The sequence below is a fragment of the Pseudomonas sp. BNK-30 genome (assembly GCF_047456185.1).
Taxonomy (GTDB): domain Bacteria; phylum Pseudomonadota; class Gammaproteobacteria; order Pseudomonadales; family Pseudomonadaceae; genus Aquipseudomonas; species Aquipseudomonas putida_E.
Genome location: NZ_CP179904.1, coordinates 4,196,998 through 4,219,555 on the forward strand (window position 1 = coordinate 4,196,998; position 22,558 = coordinate 4,219,555).

Sequence of the window (22,558 nt, forward strand, 5' to 3'; positions counted from 1 at the left end):
AACACCCGGTTCATATCCCTACTGGCACCGCGCCGCTACACTCGGCTGCATGAAAACCTCCGGTGACCGCCTCAAGGCCCTCCTCCACGAGTGTGGCCTGACCTCTTCCGACTTCGCCGCCCAGCGCGGTGTGACGCCCCAGCACGTCAACAACTGGTTCAAACGCGGCGTTCCCCTGGCTCGCCTGGACGAACTGGCCGACCTGTTCTGCGTTCACCGCCGCTGGCTACGCTGTGGCGAAGGCCCCAAACACCCCAGCTCGATCCTGCGCACCTGCACCCTGCCGCCCGCCTCGGACAATTCGCCCACCTCGCTATCGACCCGGGCCACCCGGCTCTTGCAAGTGCCGTTTCAGCAAGTGCACGACGGCAAGCTGGTAACTCTCGACGGCAAATACCTGCAACTCCCGGTTGAAGCGCTGCAGGCCTTAGGCGTGGCAACAGAAAATGTCGTCTGCCTGGCCATGCCAAGCCAAAACATGGCGCCGTGGGTGCCACGCGACGCGATACTGGCCATTGACGTCAGCCAGACCCGGGTCAAGGACGGTGAAACCTATGCCCTGCTGCACAATGGCGCACTCAGGGTGAACAGCCTCAGCCTCGGCCACAAGGGCACCCTGTGCCTGCACAGCCATGACCGGCGCAACTACACCGTGGAACGCTTCACCCCTGCCCAGCGCCAGGCACAGCACTTGAAGATACTCGGCTGGGTTTTCCACTGGTCGCATTTTTCTCAGCAACGCCCCGAATGAAACACCCTGTGCCATTTTTTGCTGGGCATCCTGGGCAGGCCCTTGTATGCTACGCGCCACATTCAGCCCCGACCGGCGCAAGCCGCAGTCCAGAGGGCTCGGCAACGTTTCACACGAACGTTCGCCATCTCTTTCAGGCCCTTGATGGCCACACAGTTAAGGCGGTTGCGGCTTACCATAAATTAGCCGGAAGCGTCCCCGAGAAGCCGGCCACAAGCCGGCTTTTTAATGCCTGCTGTTAATGCATCATGCCCAACTCGGCATCATCCATCAGCGCCTTGGCCATGGCACTGAGGTAATGCGAAGCCCAGATCATCATGGGTTTCTCATCCATCAGGCCAATTATGGTCAGCTCCCGCACATAACCCATCAACTCCGACGCTTGTTCGCGGGCATCCTGGCATGGAATGCCGGCTTCGATGCGGAACAGTGGGTGGCTGTGGTCTTCACCCTGGAAGAAGGTGGTCTTGCCGACAGTGAATTTGGTCGTGTGAGTGGTCATTGCTCAAACTCCTTGAAATTTCCGCTGCCCGGCCTGGCCTCATCGCCGGCAAGCCGGCTCCTACAATGCCCGCAGCGCTGCTGAACCCTGTGGGCCGGCTCAGGCGGCAGATCATTTAAGCCTTAATGCAAGGTCCGAGGGCCTGTGGGCATCTGCACCTGGATCAGCGCCGATTCGAGCAAAACCCGTAGCGCCTCCATTTCATGCAGCGAGGTCATCATCAAGATCGATACCGGGGACTTGGGGTGCAGCAGCAGTGCCTGGTGCACCACGGTCGTGGCGCACAGCGCATAGTCCGCGGCCTGGATCAGGGTGTCTTCAAGGGAATGATTATCATGGGGTGGGTCGGGGACAATTTTAAGCATGATGTAATCTCGTCTGCGTCCTGATGGACCACCACGACATCACTTGCATTTGATGGGTGGCGGCTACGTGCAGGTCTGCAAGACCGGACAGACGAGAACCGGCAGATCCGAAGATCTCCAGCACGCAGCCACCATTGGCCGAAGCTGCCGACACTAGGCACCTCGGATAGCGCTGGGATTCGTCTGCGGGCTTGCAGGCCCGGTCGCTGATTTGGCAACGACGGGGCCAGACTAGGCCGCAGAGAAAAGCAGCACAATGCCGAAAAGGCGGTAGCAAGCTATTTCAGAAATGGACTACAAGCAACGGTAAAAATCTGAATATTTCCTGGGAAATACGTCAGAAATCGTAACGTGCACCAACCATCATGCTGCGCGAAGGCCCATAGAAGTTGAACGTCGAAATCCACCCCACCCGCGACAGGTAATCGCGGTCGAACAGGTTGTTCACGTTGAAGGTGGCCGTCAGCGTCGAGGTCTCCTTGAAATTTCCGCTGCCCGGCCTGGCCTCATCGCCGGCAAGCCGGCTCCTACAATGCCCGCAGCGCTGCTGAGCCCTGTGGGCCGGCTCAGGCGGCAGATCATTTAAGCCTTAATGCAAGGTCCGAGGGCCTGTGGGCATCTGCACCTGGATCAGCGCCGATTCGAGCAAAACCCGTAGCGCCTCCATTTCATCCAGCGAGGTCATCATCAAGATCGATACCGGGGATTTGGGGTGCAGCAGCGCCTGGTGCACCACAGTCGTGGCGCACAGCGCATAGTCCGCGGCCTGGATCAGGGTGTCTTCAAGGGAACGATTATCATGGGGTGGGTCGGGGACAATTTTAAGCATGGCGTAGCCCTCTGTGGATTCACTAGAGCCGCACTCATGACTTGCAGTGTGATGGGTGGCGGCCACGTACGGGTCTGCAAGACCGGACAGAGAACGAAAACCGGCAGGTTCGAAAACCTCCCGTACGCAGCCACCGTCAAGCGTGCTCAATGGCAAACCATTGGCTTTCGGTGATAAGCATGCGTTTTCTGTGCGGGCTTGCAGGCCCGGTCGCTGATTTGGCAACGACGGGCCCAGACTAGGCCGCAGAGAAAAGCAGCACAATGCCGAAAAGGCGGTAGCAAGCTATTTCAGAAATGGACTACAAGCAACGGTAAAAATCTGAATATTTCCTGGGAAATACGTCAGAAATCGTAACGTGCACCAACCATCATGCTGCGCGAAGGCCCATAGAAGTTGAACGTCGAAGTCGACCCCACCCGCGACAGGTAATCGCGGTCGAACAGGTTGTTGACGTTGAAGGTGGCCGTCAGCTTCGAGGTGACCGGGTACGACAGCATCGCATCCACCGTGGCGTAGCCCGGTGCGTCGATGCGCACGCCGCCGCTCTCGGAATGGAAGTTGCTCATCGCCGAGACGCCGCCACCAATGGCCAGCCCGGTCAAAGGCCCTTGGCTGATGGTGTACTTGCTCCACAGCGACGCCTGGTTGCGCGGCATGATGAAGAAGGTAGTTTCGGCATCACCGTCGAGGGTTTCGGTTTCCATCCAGGTGTAGCCCGCCAGCAGCTCCCAGTTCGGCGTCAGCTTGCCGCTGACTTCCACCTCGGCGCCCTTCACGCGGGTCTTGCCCGATGCCACGGAGAAACCGGTGTCTACGCCATCTTCATCATATTCGGTGCTGGCGCGGTTCTCGTCGGTCAAACGGAATACCGAGACACGCGTATTGAGGTCGCCGCCAAAGTAACTGCTCTTGAGGCCAAACTCATACTGCTCGCCTTCACGCGGTTTGAGTACGCGGCCATTGCTGTCGGTATCTGACTGCGGCTTGAATACCTGCGAATAGCTGGCATACAGCGCATGGTTTTCGGTCAGGTCGTAGACCACGCCACCGTACGGTGTGAACCGTCCATCCACGCGTTTGTTGTCATCGACAGTCGAAGCAGTGCTCAGGGTAGTGGTGTAGAAATCACCGCGATACCAGCTGAAGCGGCCACCAGCAATCAGCGCCAAACGCTCGACCGGGCGGAAGGTGACCTTGGAGTACAGGCCGTACTCTTCCTCCTGCATACCGGTTTCGGTGCTGTAGTTCGGTGACGGCTTGGCGAACTGGGTCGGCGAGTAGCTGTTGACGTTGATGGCCCCCAGGTTGGTGGTGCCGTTGAGGTACTCGGTGTCGTAGTTCTTGTAGTCGGTACCCACCACGAATTCGCTGACCTGGCCGAAGGTTTCGAACGGCTGGCTGTAGCTGGCATCCAGCGAATAGGTATCCTGGGTGAAGTCTCGGGCGCTGGCGCGCTCGGAGTTGGCACCGGTGGTGGCATTGGTCGCAGTGAAGGCATAGAGGTAGTTGGTGTCGCGGTGCGAGCCACGGGCGGCGATACGGCCATAACCACCGTTGTCAAAGCGGTGCGTCAACTCGGCAACCAGGTCGGTGGTCTTGCCGTCGAAGTAGTTCCAGTCAGCGCCAAGGAACTTCGAATGGCTGAAATCCGGGACCTCACCAGACAGCGTTGCCGGGTAGCCGTTGTGCGGGGTGATGTTCTTCACTTCGTGGATCAGGCCGAACGATAGCTGGGTGTCGTCATCAAGGTCGATGTCCAGCGCGCCGTAGTAGCTGTTGCTGGTATTGGCGTTGTAGTCCACTTCACCATTGGTGTCGTCCCGCGATGCAACGAATCGCCCGCGCACCCGGCCTGCATCATCCAGCGGCCCACTCAGGTCGATTTCTTCGTGGTTGGTGTCCCAGGTGCCGTAGCTGGCTTCGACGTGGCCCTGGAAATCGGCGGTTGGGCGCTTGCGCACCATGTTGACGATACCGCCCAGCTCGCTGGTGCTGCTGAACAACCCCGCCGGGCCGCGCATGATCTCCACACGGTCGAATGCCGCCAGCGACGGCACGGTGCCAAAAATACTGGCCATGGGCGCCGGCAGGCCGTCGATGTTGAACTCGCTGTACTCGTAACCACGGGCATAGATCGACGACCGCCCGCTGTCGTTGGTCAGGGTGCGCAGCCCCGCGGTGTACTTAGCCAGGTCATCCAGGTGCACGAACTGACGGTCTTTGACGTAGTCCTGGGTGTAGACGGTGACCGACTGCGGTATTTCCTTGAGCGACGCTGGGGTCTTGGTGCCCACCGTGGCAGCGTCGACGCTGTAACCGCCGGTTTCTTCCGAAGGCAGCATGTCGTACAGGCGGTTGCCTTCGATGGTCAGCGCCGGCAGGTCGAGCGAGCTGTCCGCAGCAACCTCACTGGCGACCGTTTCGGCCAGTGCCGACAAAGAAAACGGCGCCAACAACCCCAGCATCAGCCAGCCCCGCACCCGTCGGGGGCTTCCCACACCTTTGAAACCGCTCATGACACACCTTCCGCCCAAATGATATTTAATCGCAAACGAAACACGTTGCTTTTTGCGAACGATACCGGACGAAAACTAGGGGTGCAGCAGGATTAACCTTCTTAACACTTAGGCCCGGCACGGGGCGATTGCCCTTCCCCTGCCTGCAATGGGATGATCGCCAACTGATACGAATTCTCATTCAAGACTGCCAATGCCAACCTCACTCCTGCTCGTCGAAGATGACCCACGCCTGCGTGAGGACCTCCAGCGCCACTTCCTCAACCGGGGCTTTGTGGTCAACGCCTGCGCCACCGGCCCTCAGGCGTTGAACGCGGTGCAACACAATGGCTTCGATCTGGTGTTGCTGGACATCATGCTGCCAGGCCTGGACGGCCTCAGCCTGCTCGACGAGTTGCGCCGCCAGCAGGCAGTTCCGGTGATACTGATGTCGGCGCTGGGGGCCGAGCAGGACCGCATCAGTGGCTTTACCCGCGGGGCGGACGATTACCTGCCCAAGCCCTTCAGCCTGGCGGAACTGGACGCGCGGGTCGATGCTCTGATGCGCCGGGTGGCCTTTGACCGCAGGCCGGCGGCACCAAGCGAAACCGGCAAGGTAATGCTCGACCAGGACCATCAGGATGTCATTCACCACGGCAAGGCTGCCGGCCTCACTGCTTCTGAGTTTCGCTTGCTGGCCACCTTGAGCGCCCACCCCGGTGAGGCCTTGAGCAAAGCATTCCTCTACCAGACCGTATTGCACCGCGCCTACACCCGCCTGGACCGTGGGCTGGACGTGCATGTGTGCAACCTGCGCCGCAAGCTGGCCGATATCGGTGCCCAGCATGTGCAGATACAGGCAGTACGTGGCCAAGGGTACATCCTGGTCGACACGGAACACCTGTGATGCGCCGCCATCCCCTGCTGTGGAAACTGGCCGCACTGCAAGTCAGCTTCTGCCTGCTGATGACCTGGCTGATCTGGACCTGGGGCCTGTCGGTGGAGCGCAGCACTTATTTTCTGTCCCAGGCCGACCAGGATTATCTGGCGCGCTATGCGCAGCAGGCTGAACAGGCCTGGCAGCAAGGCGGTGCGGCCGGCGCCGAAGCCTTTCGCAGAAAACTGCAGCACGCCGAGAACACCTGGGCGGCATTGATCGGGCCGCACCTGCAAAGCCTCGGCACCGCGCCGCTGAATGTCGACGAGGCCAGCCGCCTGACCTTCATGCGCAAACTCGACTGGCCGATGAGCCGGCGCCTGCAGGATGAGCTGCCCTACGTCAGCATCGAGTTCCCGCAGCATCCAGAACAGGGCCGGCTGGTGTTGCAGCTGCCCGAGCGCCTGCTACCCACCGGCCTGACCCCCTGGACCCACCTCATCACTCACGGCGTTGCACCCACACTGCTGGCGCTGTTACTTGGCCTGGCGATCTACCGGCACCTGGTGGTACCGCTCAACCGCCTGCGCGACCGCGCTGATGCTTTGCGCGCGGACGACCTGGACGGCCCTGGCCTGCCCCTGCAGGATCGCCGCGATGAATTGGGCGAACTGGCGCAGGCCTTCGAACACATGGCCGGGCGCCTGCGCCAAAGCCTGGAGCAGCAACGCCTGCTGCTGCGTACTTTGTCTCACGAACTGCGCACGCCCCTGGCGCGGCTGCGCATCGCCCATGACAGTGATTTGCCCCCCGCCCAGTTGCGCGAGCGCCTGGGCCACGAGGTCAATGACATGCAGAAGCTGCTCGAGGACACGCTGGACCTCGCCTGGATGGACACCGAGCAGCCGCAGTTACGCACCGAACCGGTGCTGATGGTGTCCGTGTGGGAAGCGTTATGCCAGGACGCCTGCTTCGAGAGCGGCTGGGACCGTGCACGGCTGCCCTGCTCGCTCGGCATCGAATGCGTGGTGCAGGCCCATCTGGACAGCCTGGCCCAGGCGCTGGAAAACCTCATGCGCAATGCCATCCGCCATTCGCCTGCCGATGGCCGGGTCAGCCTCGATGGCTGGCGTGAGGGCGACCGCTGGCATTTGCGCCTGAGTGACCAGGGCCCCGGCGTGCCTCACGCTGAACTCGAACGCATCTTCAAGCCCTACCAGCGCTTGCCCGACAGCGGCGCTGGTTTCGGCCTGGGGCTGGCCATCGCCCGCCGCGCGGTCGAACTGCAAGGCGGCCGGCTGTGGGCCAGCAATGGTCATCCCGGCCTTTGCCTGCACCTGTTGCTGCCTGTTGCCCAGGAATGTTTAGAAAGTTAATACGCTTTACGCTCAATCAGGACTGATTATCATCTGGGCTCTCCCGCTTTGCGCTCCTTGCAAAGCATCGATGAGGCGCCTGATGAGCAAGATCACCCTGTCCCTGGCATTGGCGTTGGCCCTTGCGGCCCCGCTTGCCCTGGCGCAGCCGCAACGCGAGCAGAAGATGGACACTTCACTGCTGCAGCGCCAGGACCTGGCCTATCGTTTCAGCCACCTCGACTTGGACTCGACCGATGGCCAGCGCCATTACCGCTTGTGGGTCGGCAAGCCAAACCGCCCGGCGCCCGCCGCAGGTTATCCGGTGTTGTGGATGCTCGACGGCAATGCCGCACTCGGTGCTTTGGACAGTGCGCAACTGGGCAAACTCGCAGCGGGCCAGGCACCACTGCTGGTGGCGGTTGGGTATCAGACCGAGCAGCGCATCGAGCGAACCGGGCGTACCTACGACTACACACCGGCAATTGCCGGGCTTGCAGAACAGCGCGATCCGCTGACCCACCTGCCCAGCGGTGGCGTGGATGCATTCCTGGACTTGCTTACCGAGCGCATGCGGCCGATGGTAGCCGGTGTGGCACCCATCGACCCGCAGCGGCAGACGCTGTGGGGGCATTCCTATGGCGGCTTGGCGGTGTTGCACGCGTTGTTCACTCGGCCTGGAGCGTTCAGCGACTATGCGGCGGCCAGCCCGTCGTTGTGGTGGCACGATGGAGCTATCGTTCGGCAAGCGCAGGGGCTACAGCAGCGCTTGGGCAATAACCGACCGACGCTGTTGCTCATGCGCGGTGGCGACGAACCGTCGAGCCCGCGCGCACCGGTGACCGGTGACGCGCAGCGGCCAGCGCAAACGCTGGCCGCAGCTTTGCTCAAGGTACGAGGGTTACAAGTGCGCTTTGAGCGCTTCGCGGGACTGGGACACGGCCCCATGCTGGCCGCATCACTGCACCGGGTGGTCGAAGGCATGTCCGACCCGGCCAATGCCCGTTGAACGTTACCCGATCAAGGCTGAGCGTACTTGAGTACATACAGGCACAACTCCCGGTAGACATCGACGGGGAGCTGGGGCAGCAGGCGCTGTGCTCGTCCCAGGGTTTTGCAGTTGAGTTCGGCCATGGACTGTCGATGATTCGCGCCGAGCAACCCGGCATGCACAACCTGGGCATATTGAATGTAGGAACAAGGAAAATCAGAAGCAGGGCCCCGCAAGACCTTGAAGTCCACGTTCAAATGCGGGGCACGGAAAAACGCTTTCCCGTTGTAAGTTTCCTGGGGCGTTAGCACGCCGTGCTCGGTGCAGATGCTGTGACAGACCGGCATGCTTTCCTTGCCGGTCTCCAGGCCGCGTTGATAGATGACGATTTCCGCACCCGGCACTTGGGTACAGGCATTTTCGAAAGCATCGATAATCGACCTGGCGTTGAGCTGCGCTTGTTCGATCTGCGCCAGGCTGACGACCCGTTCTATCTCTTCTTCGCCCACGCTGGCGACCACGCGGTCAAGCGTCGACCAGTGGCTGAATTCTTTCTGGCACGCAATCAGGTGGACTTCGGCCTGGTAGCCCTGCTGGGCCGCAACAGGAGGAAAATCGGCGAAAACAGGGCTATCAAGCGCGGTTTCCATGATGATGTTGTAGCTGTTCTGCATGGCGTAGGTACAGATCATTGTGCCCAACTGCCAGATGAACTGCTCGGTATGTTCATAAACGTGCAGCACCCCTTTATCCTTCATGGCCTCATAGTGCGGGTGCAGTTGGCGAAAGCGCGTCTCGTACAGGCGGACATAATTGGCGTACTTGCTTTCTTTAAGCAGCGTGTTTTCCAAGAGGTAGGTCTTACCTGAGCCTTGGGCACCGGCGATGATGAGCATCTTGGGCTTTAACTCGCCGTCTATGTAGTCACGTGGTTTATCGAACAACGATGAGGCGAGAGATGCAAACACAGCATGCACATCGGCTGTTGTAAAAGAATAAGTGTCGGACATGGCGCAAACTTCCTTGATGGTGAGTGGCGAAGGCCACCACGGTAGAGCCATGACTGGCGGGCGAGCGGTAGATAACTAATACGTTCGCGTTTGGCGGCAGATCCCTTCGAAAGTCGTAGGCCACAGGGTTGCCAGCAGGGTAAGGCTGTGCGGTATGCTTGCCCGGTCTTCAGGGCGGGGTGAAAGTCCCCACCGGCGGTAAATCGAAAGATGAGCCCGCGAGCGCCCCGGCCATGCCGGGGGTCAGCAGATCTGGTGCGACTCCAGAGCCGACGGTCATAGTCCGGATGAAAGAAGGCGTCAGGCGAGGGCCATTCGGGCGCCCTTGCGCGCGCATTTTGTTCGCCCCGAGACGTTCATCGATCATTCACGAGGAGCGTTTCATGTCCCCCAAGCATCACCAGCAATTCCCCAATGTGTCCGCTGCCATCGCCGCCTTCCAGGCAGGCCGCCCCGTGCTGCTGCTCGACGATGACGACCGCGAGGACGAAGCAGATATCGTTGCCGCCGCCGAAAACCTGTCGTTGCAGACCATGGCCATGATGATTCGCGATTGCAGCGGCATCGTCTGCCTGTGCCTGGACGAAGCCACCGTCGACGCCCTGCAACTGGCACCGATGGTGGCGAACAACCAGGCGCGCCATGGCACCGGCTTCACCGTGACCATCGAAGCGGCAGAAGGAGTGAGCACCGGCGTTAGCGCCCAGGACCGCATCACCACCATCGAAGCAGCGCTGCGCTCGACGGCGCAGCAACGGCATATCGTCAGCCCCGGCCACGTGTTCCCGCTGCGGGCGCGTGATGGTGGGGTGCTGACCCGTCGCGGCCATACCGAAGGCTCGGTGGACCTGGCTCGCCTGGCAGGCCTGCGCCCGGCAGCGGTGCTGTGCGAGCTGATGAACCCCGACGGCAGCATGGCCCGCGGCGAGCAAGTGGCGGTGTATGCCCGCCAGTACAATCTGCCGGTGCTGACCATTGCCGAGCTGGCACGCTGCCGCGAGGCAATGGTGGAGCTGGAAGCTGTGCCAGCCTGATTGATCGACGGGGCCGCTTTGCGGCCCAATCGCCGGCAAGCCGGCTCCAACAGGTTCAGCACAGCCTTCTGGCATTGTGCTGTACCTGTGGGCCGGAAAAACCACCCTCAAGTTTGCTCCCCCCGCCCCGCTCTGCTAGTGTCGCGCCGTTCTGAACAGCCACCGAGACCCGTCGCCATGGCCCGCAAAAAAGCCTCCATCGATTTCGAGCAATCCCTCGCCGACCTGCAAGCGCTGGTCGAACGCCTGGAGAACGGCGAGTTGTCGCTGGAAGACTCGCTGGCCGCCTTCGAGCAAGGTATCGCCCTGACCCGCGATTGCCAGGGCGCCCTGGCCCAGGCCGAGCAAAAAGTACAGATACTGCTGGAACGCGACGGCGAACTCGCCGCTCAGCCCTTCGATGCGGAGCCAGAGGCATGATCGGCGCCTACCAGGCCAGCAGCCAGGCGCGCGTCGATGCGGCCCTTGAACCCCTGTTCATTGCGCCCACCAAGGAGCTTGAGCGGCTGTACACCGCCATGCGCTACAGCGTGATGAACGGCGGCAAGCGCGTGCGCCCGCTACTCGCCTATGCGGCTTGCCAAGCGCTGGGCGCACCGGCCGAGCAGGCCAACGGCGCCGCCTGCGCGGTGGAGCTGATCCATGCTTATTCGCTGGTGCACGACGACCTGCCGGCCATGGACGATGACGACCTGCGCCGTGGCCAGCCGACCACCCATAAAGCCTTCGATGAAGCCTGTGCGATCCTCGCCGGCGACGGCCTGCAGAGCCTGGCCTTCAGCGCCCTGCTCGACCCCCGGCTGAGCCCGCAGCCCGACGCCATCCGCCTGGCCATGGTCCAGGCCCTGGCCAAAGCTGCAGGCCCTGCCGGCATGGTCGGAGGCCAGGCCATCGACCTTGGCTCGGTCGGCGTGAAGCTGGACCAGCAGGCCCTGGAGTTCATGCACAGGCACAAGACCGGCGCGCTGATCGAAGCCAGCGTGCGCCTTGGCGCCCTGGCCAGCGGCCGCGCCGAGCAGGCGCAGCTGGACGCCCTGCAGACTTATGCACAGGCCATTGGCCTGGCATTCCAGGTGCAGGACGACATCCTCGACGTGGAAAGCGACACCGCCACCCTCGGCAAGCGCCAGGGTGCCGACATCGCCCGTGACAAACCGACCTACCCGGCCCTGCTTGGCCTGGAAGCGGCCAAGGCCTATGCGATCGAACTGCGCGACCAGGCGCTGGTCGCACTTGAAGGGTTTGGTGAAAACGCAGAACCTCTGCGGGCGTTGGCGCGCTACATCGTCGAACGCCGCCATTAAGAAGCACTGGTTCCAAACCCGCACACAGGGGGCTGCAACCTCTGGTCGAATGGGCACTTTTCCCACAATGGGGTAAACTGCCGCGTCTTAACATCTATAACGACTCGCCTGATGCCCACGACGTTTCAAGAGATCCCCCGCGAACGCCCGGTCACGCCGCTGCTCGACCGCGCTGACACGCCTGCCGGCCTGCGCCGGCTGGCCGAAGCCGACCTTGAGCACCTGGCCGACGAGCTGCGCCAGGAGCTGCTCTACACCGTGGGTCAGACCGGTGGGCATTTTGGCGCCGGCCTGGGCGTGATCGAACTGACGATCGCCCTGCACTACGTCTTCGACACCCCGGACGACCGGCTGGTGTGGGACGTCGGCCATCAAGCCTACCCGCACAAGATCCTCACCGGCCGGCGCAACCGCATGCTGAGCCTGCGCCAGAAGGACGGGATCGCCGCCTTCCCGCGCCGCAGCGAGAGTGAGTACGACACCTTTGGCGTCGGCCACTCCAGCACCTCGATCAGCGCCGCACTGGGCATGGCCATTGCCGCCCGCCTGCAGAACAGCGCGCGCAAGTCGATTGCAGTGATCGGTGACGGTGCCCTGACAGCCGGTATGGCGTTCGAGGCGTTGAACCACGCCCAGGAAGTCAACGCCGACATGCTGGTCATTCTCAACGACAACGACATGTCGATCTCGCGCAACGTTGGCGGGCTGTCCAATTACCTGGCCAAGATTCTTTCCAGCCGCACCTACGCAAGCATGCGCGAGGGCAGCAAGAAGGTGCTGTCGCGCCTGCCAGGTGCCTGGGAGATTGCCCGCCGCACCGAGGAATACGCCAAGGGCATGCTGGTACCCGGCACCCTGTTCGAAGAGCTGGGCTGGAACTACATCGGTCCGATCGATGGCCACGACCTGCCGACCATGATCGCCACCCTGCGCAACATGCGTGACCTCAAAGGCCCGCAGTTCCTGCACGTGGTGACCAAGAAGGGTAAAGGCTTCGCGCCGGCCGAGATCGACCCGATCGGCTACCACGCCATCACCAAACTCGAGCCTGCCGACAAGCCGGCCGCGCCGAAGAAGGCCAGCGGGCCGAAGTACTCTGCGGTATTCGGCCAGTGGCTGTGCGACATGGCCGCTGCCGACAACCGCCTGGTGGGCATCACCCCGGCAATGAAGGAAGGCTCCGACCTGGTTGCCTTCAGTGAGCGTTACCCCGAGCGCTACTTCGATGTGGCCATCGCCGAGCAGCATGCCGTGACGCTGGCGGCGGGCATGGCCTGCGAAGGCAGCAAGCCGGTGGTCGCGATCTACTCGACCTTCCTGCAGCGCGCCTACGACCAGCTGATCCACGACGTGGCGGTACAGAACCTCGACGTCCTGTTCGCCATTGACCGGGCAGGCCTGGTCGGCGAAGACGGCCCGACCCACGCGGGCAGCTACGACCTGTCGTACCTGCGCTGCATCCCGGGCATGCTGGTGATGACGCCCAGCGACGAGAACGAACTGCGCAAGATGCTCAGCACCGGCCACCTGTACAACGGCCCGGCAGCGGTGCGCTACCCACGCGGCACCGGCCCCAACGCGCCGATCAGTGGTGACCTGGAACCGCTGGAAATCGGCAAGGGCGTCATCCGTCGTCAGGGCGAAAAGGTCGCTTTGCTGGTGTTTGGCGTGCAGTTGGCCGAAGCCCTGCAGGTTGCCGAGAAAATCAACGCCACCGTGGTCGACATGCGTTTCGTCAAGCCGCTGGACGAGGCACTGGTGCTGGAGCTGGCAGGCAGTCATGAGCTGCTGGTGACCCTCGAAGAGAACGCCATCATGGGCGGTGCGGGGGCTGCGGTGGGTGAGTTTTTGGCCAGCCAGGCCGTGATCAAGCCGCTGCTGCACCTGGGCCTGCCGGATATCTATGTCGAGCACGCCAAGCCTGCGCAGATGCTGGCTGAATGTGGGCTGGATGCGGCCGGCATCGAAGCTTCGGTGAAGGCCCGCATGGCCAGGCTCGGCCTGTAATCCCTGGGGCCGCCTTGCGGCCCATCGCGACACAAGGCCGCTCCTACACAGGACCGCGGAATCCTGTAGGAGCGGCCTTGTGTCGCGATCGAGGGCGCAGCCCTCGCAAACTGGTACTGCCCATGAAAACCTCAACCTTCGCCACCCTGCTCTGCCTGCCCCTGCCGCTTCTGGCCGCCGAACGCGACGACGCCCTGAAGCTCACCGACGTGCTGATCAGCGCCAACCGCCAGGTCGAATCACGCACCGCCACCAGCGCCGCCAACACCGTTTTCACCCGCAACGACATCGACCGCCTGCAACCGACCAGCGTCACCGACCTGCTCGCCCGCGTGCCAGGCGTGCAAGTCGCGCCCACCGGTGGCCGCGGTAGCCTGCCGGGTATCTTCATCCGCGGCACCAAGGCCGCGCAGAGCCTGGTACTGGTCGACGGTGTGCGCATCGCCAACGCCACCTCGGGCGACAGCGGCCTGCAGTTTCTCCACGTCGACCAGATCGAGCGTGTCGAAGTGCTGCGCGGCTCACGCTCGGCGATCTACGGCAGCGATGCCATCGGCGGTGTCATTCAGATCTTCACCCGTCGCAGCAACGGCACGGGCCTGCAGCCGCGCCTGCGCATGGCGGCAGGCAGCAACCAGACCTGGCAACGCAGCCTGGGCCTGTCCGGAGGCGAGGGCGCCACCCGCTTCAACCTGGGCGCCAGCCTGGACGAAACAGCAGGCATCGACTCGACCGGCCCGTCCTTCGCCAGCGACGGCGATCATGATGCCTACCGCAACAAGTCGTTCAACCTGAGCCTGAGCCACACCTTTGGCGAACGTTTCGAAGCCGGCCTGAACCTGCTCGACAGCCAAGGGCGCAGCGAGTACGACAATCCGTTCGGTGGCTTCGACCCGGTCACCTTCGAAAGCTTCGGGCAAAAGCCCTACACCGACTTCAGCGTCAGCAGCCTGGGTACTTACTTCGATGCACAGCTCAATGACGTGTGGCATTCACGCCTGGAGCTGGGCCATAGCGAAAACCGCGACGACAAGCGCGACAAGCTCAGTGACGAACGCTCGGTGTTCAACACCTATCGCGACCAGGTCACTTGGCAGAACGACCTGGCCCTGAGCGAGCGGCAGAACCTGTTGATCGGCGGCGACTGGTACGAAGACCGCGTGCACGCCAGCACCGATTTCAGCGAAGACAGCCGCTGGAACCGCGCCGCTTTCATCCAGCATCGCTTGCGCGGCGAGCACGTCTCTACCGAACTGGGCGTGCGCCGCGACCAGAACCAGCAGTTTGGCGGCCAGACCACATGGAGCGGTAGCCTGACCGTGCCGCTGAATACGCACAACGATGTGCTGCTGTCCTACAGCGAAGGCTTTCGTGCGCCGACCTTCAACGACTTGTACTACCCGCAGTACAGCAACCCGCAGCTGGACCCGGAGCATTCCAGAAGTTACGAGCTGCAATGGCGCAGCCAGCTCAGCCGCGACAGCCGCCTGGAAACTTCGCTGTACCGTACTGACCTGCGCGATGCGATTATCTTTGGCCAGGACTCGATCCCGCGTAATGTGGCCTCTGCGCGTATCAACGGCGTGGAAATGGCACTGGAGCAACAGTGGGGCCAATGGCGCAGCCAGCTGGGCCTGGCGTTGATCGATCCACGTGATCGTGACAGCGGCCACACCCTCGCCCGCCGCGCAAGGCGCACCTTGAGCCTGGACCTGGACCGTCAATTCGAGCGTTTTACGGTAGGAGGCAGCTGGCAGGCCGTCAGCGCCAGTTACGACGACGAGGCCAACCGCAACCGCCTCGGCGGCTATGGCTTGCTGGGCCTGCGCAGCAGCTGGGCAGCGACCGACGAGCTGAAGCTGGAACTAAAGCTGGATAACCTGCTGGACAAAGGCTACAGCCGTGCGCTGTACAGCTACGATGGCGCCAGCTACGGCTACCGCGAAGAGGGCCGCACGGCCCTGTTCAGCGTCACCTGGACGCCGGCGCTTTAGCTTCGAGCAGCGCACACAAGCGGGCGGTGGCTTCGATCATCTGCCCGCTGGGCCGCTCCAGGCCCTTGTCCGGCACCACCAGCAGACGATCACCGGCCACAGCGCCCAAATCTGGCCAGGCCTTCCAGCTTGCCAACTGCCCCTGGTCGCCAGCCAGAATCACCTGCGGATCGCGCATCAGCACTGATTCCACATTCACTTGCGGTGCCGGCTGGCTCAGGTCGGCAAAGATATTGCGCGCCCCACACACCGCCAAGGCATCACTCACCACCTGTCGCCCACCCAAGGTGTACAGCGGCCGGTCCCAGACCTGATAGAACACCCGTAGCGGCTGTTCACGCCGATAGTGCTGACGCAGTTGCCGCAACCGTTCACGCAGGCCTCCCACATAACGCCGCCCCTGCTGTGCCCGCCCTACACGCACGGCAATGGCCTCGATCTGTTCAAGCAGTTGCTCAAGGTCGTGGGGTTCTGCACTGTAGGTCGCGATACCCAGGCGCGTAAGCTGATCGCGCTGGGCCGGAGCCACACTGCCGGGCCAGAGCAACAGCAGGTCAGGCCTGAGGCTGAGCAGGCGTTCCATGTCCAGTTGCCCCTGGCGCCCTACCGAAGGCAGGTGGCGCAGCGCCGCTGGGCGCTCGCCGCCGTCGAGCACGCCCACCAGCAGGTCATCGGCCTGCAGCTCAAGCATGATTTCGCTCATCGAAGGCGCAAGGCTGACCACGCGCAGAGGCTCGCCAGCCTGGACGGTGCAGGCCAGCAGCGCCAGCAGGCAGAGCAGGCGGCGCATCACCCCAGCTGACGCGGGATGCGGTAGAGGTAAAGCACCACCACTGTGGATAACGCCAAGAGGATTTGCGGCACAGCTTCGAGCCCTACCAGCACCGACAGCGCGGCGACCCAGGCAGGGAAACAGGCGAACAGCATGGCCATGCGCCGCACCCGGGCCAACTCGATCCAGGCAGCCGGCTCTTCAGCCGTGCCAAGCAACTTGGAGGTGGCGATCAAAGCACGCTTGTAGGCGCCGAAACGCGGCAGGCTGAGGAACATGGTTGCCGCACCGGCGATGAACAGCGGCATCGCCAGCACCGGGATCAGCGCATCGCCACCGCCAAAGGCCCAGGCCATCACCGGTAGCGGCACCAGGCCAACCGCCAGGTATTGCCACCAGGCCAGCGCCAGGCGCCGCTTCACCTCGCTGCGGGTCACGCCTGGGGGACCTCACCCTGGTGTTCGTTACCCAGCATGTGGCCAAGCTTGTCGGCCTTGGTCGCCAGGTAGTAACGGTTGTGCGGGTTATGCCCGGTATGCAGCGGCACGCGCTCGGCAACCTTGATGTTCATGTCGGTTAGCGCCTTGACCTTGCGCGGGTTGTTGGTCATCAGGCGCAGCGATTTCACGCACAGGTGCTCGAGCATCGGCAGGCAGATCGCGTAATCACGCTGGTCGGCAGCGAACCCCAGACGCTCGTTGGCCTCTACAGTGTCGGCACCACCATCCTGCAACTCATAGGCGCGGATCTTGTTCAGCAGGCCGATGCCACGGCCTTCCTGACGCAGGTAAAGCAGCACGCCGCGCCCTTCACGGGCAATGGCCTGCAGGGCGGCTTCCAGTTGCGAGCCGCAGTCGCAACGCTGGCTGAACAGGGCATCGCCAGTCAGGCACTCGGAGTGCAGGCGCCCCAACACCGGCTCACCGTCGGCGATGTCACCCAGGCTGAGCACCACGTGCTCACGGCCGGTGGCTTCGTCGAGGAAACCATGCATGGTGAAAGTCGCGAAGGGGGTCGGGAGTTTAGAGGCGGCAACAAAGACGACGGGCACGTTGTGCTCCTGGATAAGTAGGAAAATTCTCGTGAAGCGATTGTATCAGCAGGTCAGCGCCTGTGCGCTGGCTGAATACCGTGGGTTAAGATCGAAAAGTTCGATGTTCGGTTAGCCTGTGGCAGCCCATGGTGCTATTGAGGCTTGCTGTCGGCAGTAAAGGGATACGGCTGTTTCCAGTGCTGGAAGATAGGCTTCAACTCGCCGCTGCGTACCAGTTCAGCCATGCGTCTGTCGAACAGTTCACGCAGGGCCTTGCCGTGCTCGTTGCGGGCAAAGGCCAGGTACAACGGCAGTTCGGCGACATGGGTTCGCCGGAACCGTTCTGGCTGAGAGGTTTGGCCAAGCACGTAGTCAACTTCGGTCAGCGCATCGATGTAGAAGTCCACGCGATCATGCTCAAGCATTGGCAGGATGCCTTCGCGGCGCTGGATCTCGCGCGACTCCTTTACGTTCGGCAGGTAGCTGCCGTAATCGTAGCCACGCACCCAGGCCAAGCGATACTGACCAACGGTGTCCAAGGTAGGCACCGGTTTGCTGGCAAGCCCCAGCGCATAGATGTGGTCCATGTCGAAGTGCCAACGCGGGTAGAGATTGTCGTCGTTCTCATCCTTGTAAGACCCGACCCAAGCATCGGCCTCACCGCGTTTGACCAGCCCGACGGCACGGCTGTAAGGGGCACTCTTTGCCACGACCTTGACGCCGGCAGGCTCAAAGACCTTGCGCAAGACATCCCAGGCCACGCCGGTACCATCGGCATTGGTGTAGTCCAACCACTCTTCACTGACCAGATGGACCTGTTTCGGTACGCCTTCGGCCGCCAGCGCCCCATGGGCAACGCTGAACAAAATTGCCAGCAGCACAGTCCGAATGGCCATCAAAGCGCTCCCTGTCTCAGCCTACCGCCCACACCAGAACCTGCATGCCCAGCCAGGCAAACACGCCGGCCAGGATATCGTCGAGCATGATGCCGACACCGCCGTGCACATGGCGATCGATCCAGCGAATCGGCCATGGCTTGAGGATGTCGAAGAAGCGGAACATCAGGAACCCCGCCAGAATCCACTGCCACCCTTGCGGCACAAGCCAGAGGGTGATCCACATGCCGACCATTTCATCCCAGACAATGCCTTCATGGTCGTGCACGCGCAAGTCATTGGCGACTTTACCGCACAGCCAGAAGCCGAACAGCATGGTGATGCCCAGCAGCAGCCAGTAACCCCAATCGGGCAGCATCTGCCACAGCGGGATGAACGGAATGGCCACCATCGAGCCCCAGGTGCCGGGTGCCTTGGGCAGCGTGCCCGAACCGAAGCCGAAAGCGATGAAGTGCCACGGGTTGCGCCAGACCGATGGCGGAACGAACTCCGCAGGCACCTGGTTGGGGTGGTCGGTCACGGTGTCTCCCTAAAGTGTTGATAGCCCCGCTGTACGGGAGTGATGTCCTGGCCTTGGGGGTCACGCAGGGTCACGCCCTGCCCTTGGAGCACTCGGCCGACGACATGTACGCCGGCGTCCGCCAGGGATGAAAGCGCCTCAGGCGGCAGGGTGAACGCCAATACGTAATCGTCGCCACCGGTGAGCGCCGCCTGCACCGCCGCGTCGCGGCCGAGAAAGGCCTCTAGTGCAGGAGACACTGGCACCTGCGCCAGGTTCACCTCAAGGGCGACGCCGGAGGCCTTGGCGATGTGCCCACAATCGGCAAGCAGGCCATCGGAGATGTCCAGCGCCGCCGTCGCCCGCCCGCGCAAGCGCCGGCCCAGGCCGAGTTGAGGCAGCGGCGACCAGTAGTGGGCCAGCAGGGGCTCGGCCTGCTCGGCAGGCGCTTCCCGCTCGCCCAGCACCAACGGTAACGCACCGGCTGCCTTGCCCAGCACGCCCCCCACACACAGCAGGTCACCCGGCCGGGCACCGCTGCGGCGCAGGACCTGGCCAGCGGGGACGCTGCCCAAAACAGTGACGGTGATGCTCAAGGGGCCGCGAGTGGTGTCGCCACCAATCAGGCTCATGCGGCAACGCTGGGCCATGCGGCTGAGGCCGTCGGCGAAGGCGGCGAGCCAGTCGGGACCGACATCGGGCAGGGTGAGGGCAAGGGTGAAGCCGATGGCATTGGCGCCCATGGCTGCAAGGTCGCTGGCCGCCACGGCCAGTGAGCGCTGCCCCAGCAAGCGCGGGTCACAGACCGTCGGGAAGTGCACCCCGGCAACCAGGGTGTCGGTAGACACCGCCAACTGCTCGCCCGGGGCAAGCTCGAGCAAGGCGCAGTCGTCGCCAATGCCCAGCGCCACGCCCTCACCGCCCTGCGCACAGGGCGCGGCGGCGAAGTAATGGTTGATCAGCTCGAACTCACCCATGGCTCGACAGCGCCAGGATCAGCGCTTGTTCGCCTTGACTTCTGCTTCGCGCAGCGAAGGTGCCAGCTTGTCCAGCACGCCGTTGACGAACTTGTGGCCGTCAGTGGCGCCGAAGACCTTGGCCAGCTCTACGCCTTCGTTGATCACAACGCGATACGGTACATCGACACGCTTGATGAACTCCCAGGTGGACAGGCGCAATACGGCCAGTTCGACCGGGTCGAGCTCTTCCAGGGCGATGTCCATGCACGGTTTCAGCGCGCTGTCGATTTCGCTCTTGATGGCCGGAACCCCATGCAGGATTTCGCGGAAATAGGCGCCATCTACATCGGTAAAATCGTTATCGACCCGGAACTGCGCTTCGATCTCGTTCAGCGAATGCTGAGCCATGTGCCATTGGTACAGTGCCTGGGTCGCGAGCTTGCGGGCTTCGCGGCGCTTGGCGCTCTTCGATGGCTTGCCGGCATCCGCAGGTTTTGGATCGCGCGGGTTGAAACGATCGCTTTCGTCGCTAATCACTTGGCCTCCAACTGCGCCAGCAGGCTGACCATTTCCAGAGCGGACAGGGCAGCTTCAGCACCTTTGTTACCGGCCTTGGTGCCGGAACGCTCGATGGCTTGCTCGATGGAGTCGACGGTCAGGACACCGAAGGCCACCGGCACACCGAACTCCATGGACACCTGGGCCAGGCCCTTGGTGCATTCGCCCGCCACGTATTCGAAGTGCGGGGTACCGCCACGGATCACTGCGCCCAGGGCGACGATCGCGTCGTATTCACCTTGCTGGGCGACTTTCTGAGCCACCAGCGGGATTTCGAACGCGCCCGGGGCACGGATGATGGTGATGTCGCTTTCGCTGACACCGTGGCGTACCAGGGCATCAACGGCACCGCTCACCAGGCTTTCTACGACGAAGCTGTTGAAGCGGCCAACCACCAAAGCATAGCGACCTTTGGGGGCAATGAAGGTACCTTCGATGGTCTTCAGGGTCATTCCGATGTTCTCATCTTCAAGAGCGAGGCCGCGCTCTGGCGGCCTCGGGAGGGTTTGGACTCGAGCGTGAGGGCGCAAGCGCCGCCTCAAGTCACTCGGAGGGCACGTATTCTACAACTTCCAGATCGAATCCGGATATCGCATTGAATTTCATCGGCGAACTCATCAGGCGCATCTTGCGCACGCCAAGGTCACGCAGGATCTGCGAACCGGCACCCACAGTGCTGTAGGTGGTCGGTGCCTTGGTCGGTGCATCGCCTGCGCTTTCGCGGATATGTGCCAGCAGCACATCGCCATCCAGTGGGTGGCCCAGCAACAGCACCACGCCGCTGCCGGCCTCGGCAACCGCGGCCATGGCGGCGCGAAGGCTCCAGCGGCCAGGCTGCTTGACCAGCAGCAGGTCGCGCAGCGGGTCCATGTTGTGCACACGCACCAGGGTCGGTTCTTCGGCGCAGACCTTGCCCAGGGTCAGGGCCATGTGCACATCGCCTTCCACGGCGTCGCGGTAGGTGACCAGGTTGAACTCACCCAGCTCACTCTCGATCGGCTGCTCGGAAACGCGCTGCACGGTGCGTTCGTGGATCATGCGGTAGTGGATCAGGTCGGCGATGGTGCCGATTTTCAGGCCATGCTCGGCGGCGAACACTTCGAGCTCGGCGCGACGCGACATGGTGCCGTCATCGTTCATCACTTCACAGATCACGCCGCTCGGCTCGAAACCGGCCATGCGCGCCAGGTCGCAGGCGGCCTCAGTGTGGCCGGCGCGTGCCAGGGTACCGCCGGGCTGGGCCATCAGCGGGAAGATGTGGCCCGGGCTTACGATGTCTTCGGCCTTGGCATCCTTGGCGGCTGCGGCCTGCACGGTGCGTGCGCGGTCGGCCGCCGAGATGCCGGTGGTAACACCTTCGGCCGCTTCGATCGACACAGTGAACTTGGTACCGAAGCCCGAACCGTTGCGCGGCGCCATCAGCGGCAGCTTGAGGGTTTCGCAACGTTCGCGGGTCATCGGCATGCAGATCAACCCACGGGCGTGCTTGGCCATGAAGTTGATGTGCTCAGGCAGGCAGCACTCGGCCGCCATGATGATGTCGCCTTCGTTTTCACGGTCTTCGTCATCCATCAGGATGACCATTTTGCCCTGGCGGATGTCTTCGACCAGTTCTTCGATGCTGTTGAGCGCCACGCGGCACCCCCTTCTCAATCAGGATTTCAAGAAGCCGTTGGCGGCCAGGAAGCTTTCGGTAATGCCACTGCCCTTGCTCGGTTCGCCAGCCTTGTCGCCCAGCAGCAGGCGCTCCAGGTAACGGGCCAGCAAATCGACCTCAAGGTTGACCCGACGCCCTGCGCGGTAGTCGGCCATGATGGTTTCGGACAGGGTGTGCGGGACAATGGTCAGCTCGAACTCGGCGCCATTGACCTCATTGACCGTCAGGCTGGTGCCGTCGACGGTGATCGAACCCTTGTGGGCAATGTACTTGGCCAGCTCCTTGGGTGCACGCACGCGGAACTGGATGGCGCGAGCGCTATCGCTGCGCGAGATGATTTCGCCGACACCGTCGACGTGGCCGCTCACCAGGTGGCCGCCCAGGCGGGTGGTCGGGGTCAGGGCCTTTTCCAGGTTGACCTTGCTGCCGCTCTTGAGGTCGATGAAAGCGGTGCGCTTGAGGGTCTCGACGCTGACGTCGGCCCAGAAGCCATCGCCCGGCAGTTCGACGGCGGTCAGGCACACGCCGTTGACGGCGATGCTGTCGCCGAGCTTGACGTCACCCAGGTCGAGCTTGCCGGTCTCGACGTAGACGCGCACGTCACCGCCCTTGGGGGTCAGGCTGCGGATGGTGCCGATGGATTCGATGATGCCGGTGAACATGGGGA

Annotated in this window: 24 protein-coding genes and 1 riboswitch; of the genes, 9 read left to right on the forward strand and 15 right to left on the reverse strand. The window is 62.8% G+C overall.

The window, feature by feature from the left end; all coding sequences use genetic code 11:
• Positions 1-49: 49 nt before the first annotated feature.
• Positions 50-751, forward strand: a complete 702-nt coding sequence (locus tag ACMGGN_RS19465) for a LexA family transcriptional regulator (RefSeq protein WP_414156227.1) — start codon at positions 50-52, stop codon at positions 749-751.
• 238 nt (positions 752-989) lie between these two features.
• Here ACMGGN_RS19465 and ACMGGN_RS19470 read toward each other — a convergent pair whose 3' ends face one another.
• From ACMGGN_RS19470 to ACMGGN_RS19485, 4 genes are all read right to left on the reverse strand, one after another.
• Complete coding sequence (locus ACMGGN_RS19470; RefSeq protein ID WP_046785111.1) at positions 990-1,253, reverse strand: DUF3077 domain-containing protein; 264 nt, start codon at positions 1,251-1,253, stop codon at positions 990-992.
• A 122-nt stretch (positions 1,254-1,375) separates the two neighbouring features.
• Positions 1,376-1,618 (reverse strand): hypothetical protein, encoded by a 243-nt coding sequence (locus ACMGGN_RS19475; protein ID WP_115273483.1) that lies wholly within the window; start codon positions 1,616-1,618, stop codon positions 1,376-1,378.
• Positions 1,619-2,207: 589 nt separating this feature from the next.
• Positions 2,208-2,447, reverse strand: coding sequence for a hypothetical protein (locus ACMGGN_RS19480; protein ID WP_115273481.1), 240 nt, complete (start codon positions 2,445-2,447; stop codon positions 2,208-2,210).
• 344 nt (positions 2,448-2,791) lie between these two features.
• Positions 2,792-4,966 carry a TonB-dependent siderophore receptor gene (locus tag ACMGGN_RS19485; protein WP_414156228.1) on the reverse strand — a complete coding sequence of 725 codons (2,175 nt, stop codon included), beginning with the start codon at positions 4,964-4,966 and terminating at the stop codon, positions 2,792-2,794.
• Positions 4,967-5,159: 193 nt separating this feature from the next.
• On the opposite strand from ACMGGN_RS19485, the gene ACMGGN_RS19490 reads away from it, so the two are divergent.
• The 3 genes from ACMGGN_RS19490 to ACMGGN_RS19500 all read left to right on the forward strand — a co-directional run bounded on the left by ACMGGN_RS19490 (position 5,160) and on the right by ACMGGN_RS19500 (position 8,186).
• A complete protein-coding gene (locus tag ACMGGN_RS19490; protein ID WP_125923499.1) occupies positions 5,160-5,852 on the forward strand; it encodes a response regulator transcription factor in 693 nt (230 codons plus the stop codon).
• The gene (locus tag ACMGGN_RS19495) at positions 5,852-7,198 is read left to right on the forward strand and encodes a sensor histidine kinase (RefSeq protein ID WP_204919489.1); all 1,347 of its coding nucleotides are present in this window, start codon (positions 5,852-5,854) and stop codon (positions 7,196-7,198) included. Before ACMGGN_RS19490 ends, ACMGGN_RS19495 begins: the two co-directional genes overlap by 1 nt.
• 82 nt (positions 7,199-7,280) lie before the next feature.
• Complete coding sequence (locus ACMGGN_RS19500) at positions 7,281-8,186, forward strand: alpha/beta hydrolase (protein ID WP_119688197.1); 906 nt, start codon at positions 7,281-7,283, stop codon at positions 8,184-8,186.
• Positions 8,187-8,197: 11 nt separating this feature from the next.
• Here ACMGGN_RS19500 and ACMGGN_RS19505 read toward each other — a convergent pair whose 3' ends face one another.
• Complete coding sequence (locus tag ACMGGN_RS19505) at positions 8,198-9,178, reverse strand: zeta toxin family protein (protein ID WP_115273476.1); 981 nt, start codon at positions 9,176-9,178, stop codon at positions 8,198-8,200.
• A 161-nt stretch (positions 9,179-9,339) separates the two neighbouring features.
• A riboswitch (FMN riboswitch) is annotated at positions 9,340-9,481 on the forward strand.
• 80 nt (positions 9,482-9,561) lie between these two features.
• Here ACMGGN_RS19505 and ribB point away from each other — a divergent pair.
• The 5 genes from ribB (at position 9,562) to ACMGGN_RS19530 (ending at position 15,517) form a co-directional block, all read left to right on the forward strand.
• Positions 9,562-10,212, forward strand: a complete 651-nt coding sequence (gene ribB / locus ACMGGN_RS19510) for a 3,4-dihydroxy-2-butanone-4-phosphate synthase (protein ID WP_115273475.1) — start codon at positions 9,562-9,564, stop codon at positions 10,210-10,212.
• A 177-nt stretch (positions 10,213-10,389) separates the two neighbouring features.
• Positions 10,390-10,632 (forward strand): exodeoxyribonuclease VII small subunit, encoded by a 243-nt coding sequence (locus tag ACMGGN_RS19515; protein WP_008092375.1) that lies wholly within the window; start codon positions 10,390-10,392, stop codon positions 10,630-10,632.
• The gene (gene ispA / locus ACMGGN_RS19520) at positions 10,629-11,516 is read left to right on the forward strand and encodes a (2E,6E)-farnesyl diphosphate synthase (RefSeq protein WP_115273474.1); all 888 of its coding nucleotides are present in this window, start codon (positions 10,629-10,631) and stop codon (positions 11,514-11,516) included. The genes ACMGGN_RS19515 and ispA overlap by 4 nt, the downstream gene beginning before the upstream one ends.
• Positions 11,517-11,627: 111 nt before the next feature.
• On the forward strand, positions 11,628-13,523 hold the full coding sequence (dxs, locus tag ACMGGN_RS19525) for a 1-deoxy-D-xylulose-5-phosphate synthase (RefSeq protein WP_119688196.1): 1,896 nt from the start codon (positions 11,628-11,630) through the stop codon (positions 13,521-13,523).
• Positions 13,524-13,645: 122 nt separating this feature from the next.
• Positions 13,646-15,517 carry a TonB-dependent receptor domain-containing protein gene (locus ACMGGN_RS19530; RefSeq protein ID WP_237859165.1) on the forward strand — a complete coding sequence of 624 codons (1,872 nt, stop codon included), beginning with the start codon at positions 13,646-13,648 and terminating at the stop codon, positions 15,515-15,517.
• On the opposite strand, the gene ACMGGN_RS19535 is transcribed toward ACMGGN_RS19530, so the two are convergent.
• The 10 genes from ACMGGN_RS19535 to ACMGGN_RS19580 form a co-directional block, all read right to left on the reverse strand.
• Positions 15,495-16,307 (reverse strand): cobalamin-binding protein, encoded by an 813-nt coding sequence (locus ACMGGN_RS19535; protein ID WP_115273471.1) that lies wholly within the window; start codon positions 16,305-16,307, stop codon positions 15,495-15,497. The two genes, ACMGGN_RS19530 and ACMGGN_RS19535, sit on opposite strands and share 23 nt — an antisense overlap.
• Positions 16,307-16,726 (reverse strand): hypothetical protein, encoded by a 420-nt coding sequence (locus ACMGGN_RS19540; protein WP_046785101.1) that lies wholly within the window; start codon positions 16,724-16,726, stop codon positions 16,307-16,309. The genes ACMGGN_RS19535 and ACMGGN_RS19540 overlap by 1 nt, the downstream gene beginning before the upstream one ends.
• Positions 16,723-17,340 carry a GTP cyclohydrolase II gene (gene ribA / locus ACMGGN_RS19545; protein ID WP_346640268.1) on the reverse strand — a complete coding sequence of 206 codons (618 nt, stop codon included), beginning with the start codon at positions 17,338-17,340 and terminating at the stop codon, positions 16,723-16,725. Before ribA ends, ACMGGN_RS19540 begins: the two co-directional genes overlap by 4 nt.
• Before the next feature lie 134 nt (positions 17,341-17,474).
• A complete protein-coding gene (locus tag ACMGGN_RS19550) occupies positions 17,475-18,218 on the reverse strand; it encodes a substrate-binding periplasmic protein (RefSeq protein ID WP_115273469.1) in 744 nt (247 codons plus the stop codon).
• A gap of 16 nt (positions 18,219-18,234) precedes the next feature.
• Positions 18,235-18,738 carry a phosphatidylglycerophosphatase A gene (locus ACMGGN_RS19555; protein ID WP_046785099.1) on the reverse strand — a complete coding sequence of 168 codons (504 nt, stop codon included), beginning with the start codon at positions 18,736-18,738 and terminating at the stop codon, positions 18,235-18,237.
• Complete coding sequence (gene thiL, locus ACMGGN_RS19560) at positions 18,735-19,694, reverse strand: thiamine-phosphate kinase (protein ID WP_414156229.1); 960 nt, start codon at positions 19,692-19,694, stop codon at positions 18,735-18,737. Before thiL ends, ACMGGN_RS19555 begins: the two co-directional genes overlap by 4 nt.
• An 18-nt stretch (positions 19,695-19,712) precedes the next feature.
• Positions 19,713-20,213 carry a transcription antitermination factor NusB gene (gene nusB / locus ACMGGN_RS19565; protein WP_012312511.1) on the reverse strand — a complete coding sequence of 167 codons (501 nt, stop codon included), beginning with the start codon at positions 20,211-20,213 and terminating at the stop codon, positions 19,713-19,715.
• Positions 20,210-20,686 (reverse strand): 6,7-dimethyl-8-ribityllumazine synthase, encoded by a 477-nt coding sequence (gene ribE / locus ACMGGN_RS19570; RefSeq protein WP_043210219.1) that lies wholly within the window; start codon positions 20,684-20,686, stop codon positions 20,210-20,212. The genes nusB and ribE overlap by 4 nt, the downstream gene beginning before the upstream one ends.
• 91 nt (positions 20,687-20,777) lie before the next feature.
• Positions 20,778-21,869 carry a bifunctional 3,4-dihydroxy-2-butanone-4-phosphate synthase/GTP cyclohydrolase II gene (gene ribBA / locus ACMGGN_RS19575; protein WP_012312509.1) on the reverse strand — a complete coding sequence of 364 codons (1,092 nt, stop codon included), beginning with the start codon at positions 21,867-21,869 and terminating at the stop codon, positions 20,778-20,780.
• A gap of 18 nt (positions 21,870-21,887) precedes the next feature.
• Positions 21,888-22,553, reverse strand: a complete 666-nt coding sequence (locus tag ACMGGN_RS19580) for a riboflavin synthase (RefSeq protein ID WP_046785096.1) — start codon at positions 22,551-22,553, stop codon at positions 21,888-21,890.
• Between the last annotated feature and the right edge of the window lie 5 nt (positions 22,554-22,558).

What these genes read in the sequence shown, in the direction of transcription:
- ACMGGN_RS19580 (WP_046785096.1), bottom strand. Translation starts at nt 22,553, where the DNA reads ATGTTCACCGGCATCATCGAATCCATCGGCACCATCCGCAGCCTGACC.
- ribE (WP_043210219.1), bottom strand. Translation starts at nt 20,686, where the DNA reads ATGACCCTGAAGACCATCGAAGGTACCTTCATTGCCCCCAAAGGTCGC.
- ACMGGN_RS19535 (WP_115273471.1), bottom strand. Translation starts at nt 16,307, where the DNA reads ATGCGCCGCCTGCTCTGCCTGCTGGCGCTGCTGGCCTGCACCGTCCAG.
- ACMGGN_RS19530 (WP_237859165.1), top strand. Translation starts at nt 13,646, where the DNA reads ATGAAAACCTCAACCTTCGCCACCCTGCTCTGCCTGCCCCTGCCGCTT.
- ACMGGN_RS19465 (WP_414156227.1), top strand. Translation starts at nt 50, where the DNA reads ATGAAAACCTCCGGTGACCGCCTCAAGGCCCTCCTCCACGAGTGTGGC.
- ACMGGN_RS19485 (WP_414156228.1), bottom strand. Translation starts at nt 4,966, where the DNA reads ATGAGCGGTTTCAAAGGTGTGGGAAGCCCCCGACGGGTGCGGGGCTGG.
- ACMGGN_RS19470 (WP_046785111.1), bottom strand. Translation starts at nt 1,253, where the DNA reads ATGACCACTCACACGACCAAATTCACTGTCGGCAAGACCACCTTCTTC.
- ACMGGN_RS19495 (WP_204919489.1), top strand. Translation starts at nt 5,852, where the DNA reads ATGCGCCGCCATCCCCTGCTGTGGAAACTGGCCGCACTGCAAGTCAGC.
- ACMGGN_RS19515 (WP_008092375.1), top strand. Translation starts at nt 10,390, where the DNA reads ATGGCCCGCAAAAAAGCCTCCATCGATTTCGAGCAATCCCTCGCCGAC.
- dxs (WP_119688196.1), top strand. Translation starts at nt 11,628, where the DNA reads ATGCCCACGACGTTTCAAGAGATCCCCCGCGAACGCCCGGTCACGCCG.
- ACMGGN_RS19505 (WP_115273476.1), bottom strand. Translation starts at nt 9,178, where the DNA reads ATGTCCGACACTTATTCTTTTACAACAGCCGATGTGCATGCTGTGTTT.
- ACMGGN_RS19480 (WP_115273481.1), bottom strand. Translation starts at nt 2,447, where the DNA reads ATGCTTAAAATTGTCCCCGACCCACCCCATGATAATCGTTCCCTTGAA.
- ACMGGN_RS19475 (WP_115273483.1), bottom strand. Translation starts at nt 1,618, where the DNA reads ATGCTTAAAATTGTCCCCGACCCACCCCATGATAATCATTCCCTTGAA.
- ribB (WP_115273475.1), top strand. Translation starts at nt 9,562, where the DNA reads ATGTCCCCCAAGCATCACCAGCAATTCCCCAATGTGTCCGCTGCCATC.
- ispA (WP_115273474.1), top strand. Translation starts at nt 10,629, where the DNA reads ATGATCGGCGCCTACCAGGCCAGCAGCCAGGCGCGCGTCGATGCGGCC.
- thiL (WP_414156229.1), bottom strand. Translation starts at nt 19,694, where the DNA reads ATGGGTGAGTTCGAGCTGATCAACCATTACTTCGCCGCCGCGCCCTGT.
- ACMGGN_RS19490 (WP_125923499.1), top strand. Translation starts at nt 5,160, where the DNA reads ATGCCAACCTCACTCCTGCTCGTCGAAGATGACCCACGCCTGCGTGAG.
- ACMGGN_RS19550 (WP_115273469.1), bottom strand. Translation starts at nt 18,218, where the DNA reads ATGGCCATTCGGACTGTGCTGCTGGCAATTTTGTTCAGCGTTGCCCAT.
- ACMGGN_RS19500 (WP_119688197.1), top strand. Translation starts at nt 7,281, where the DNA reads ATGAGCAAGATCACCCTGTCCCTGGCATTGGCGTTGGCCCTTGCGGCC.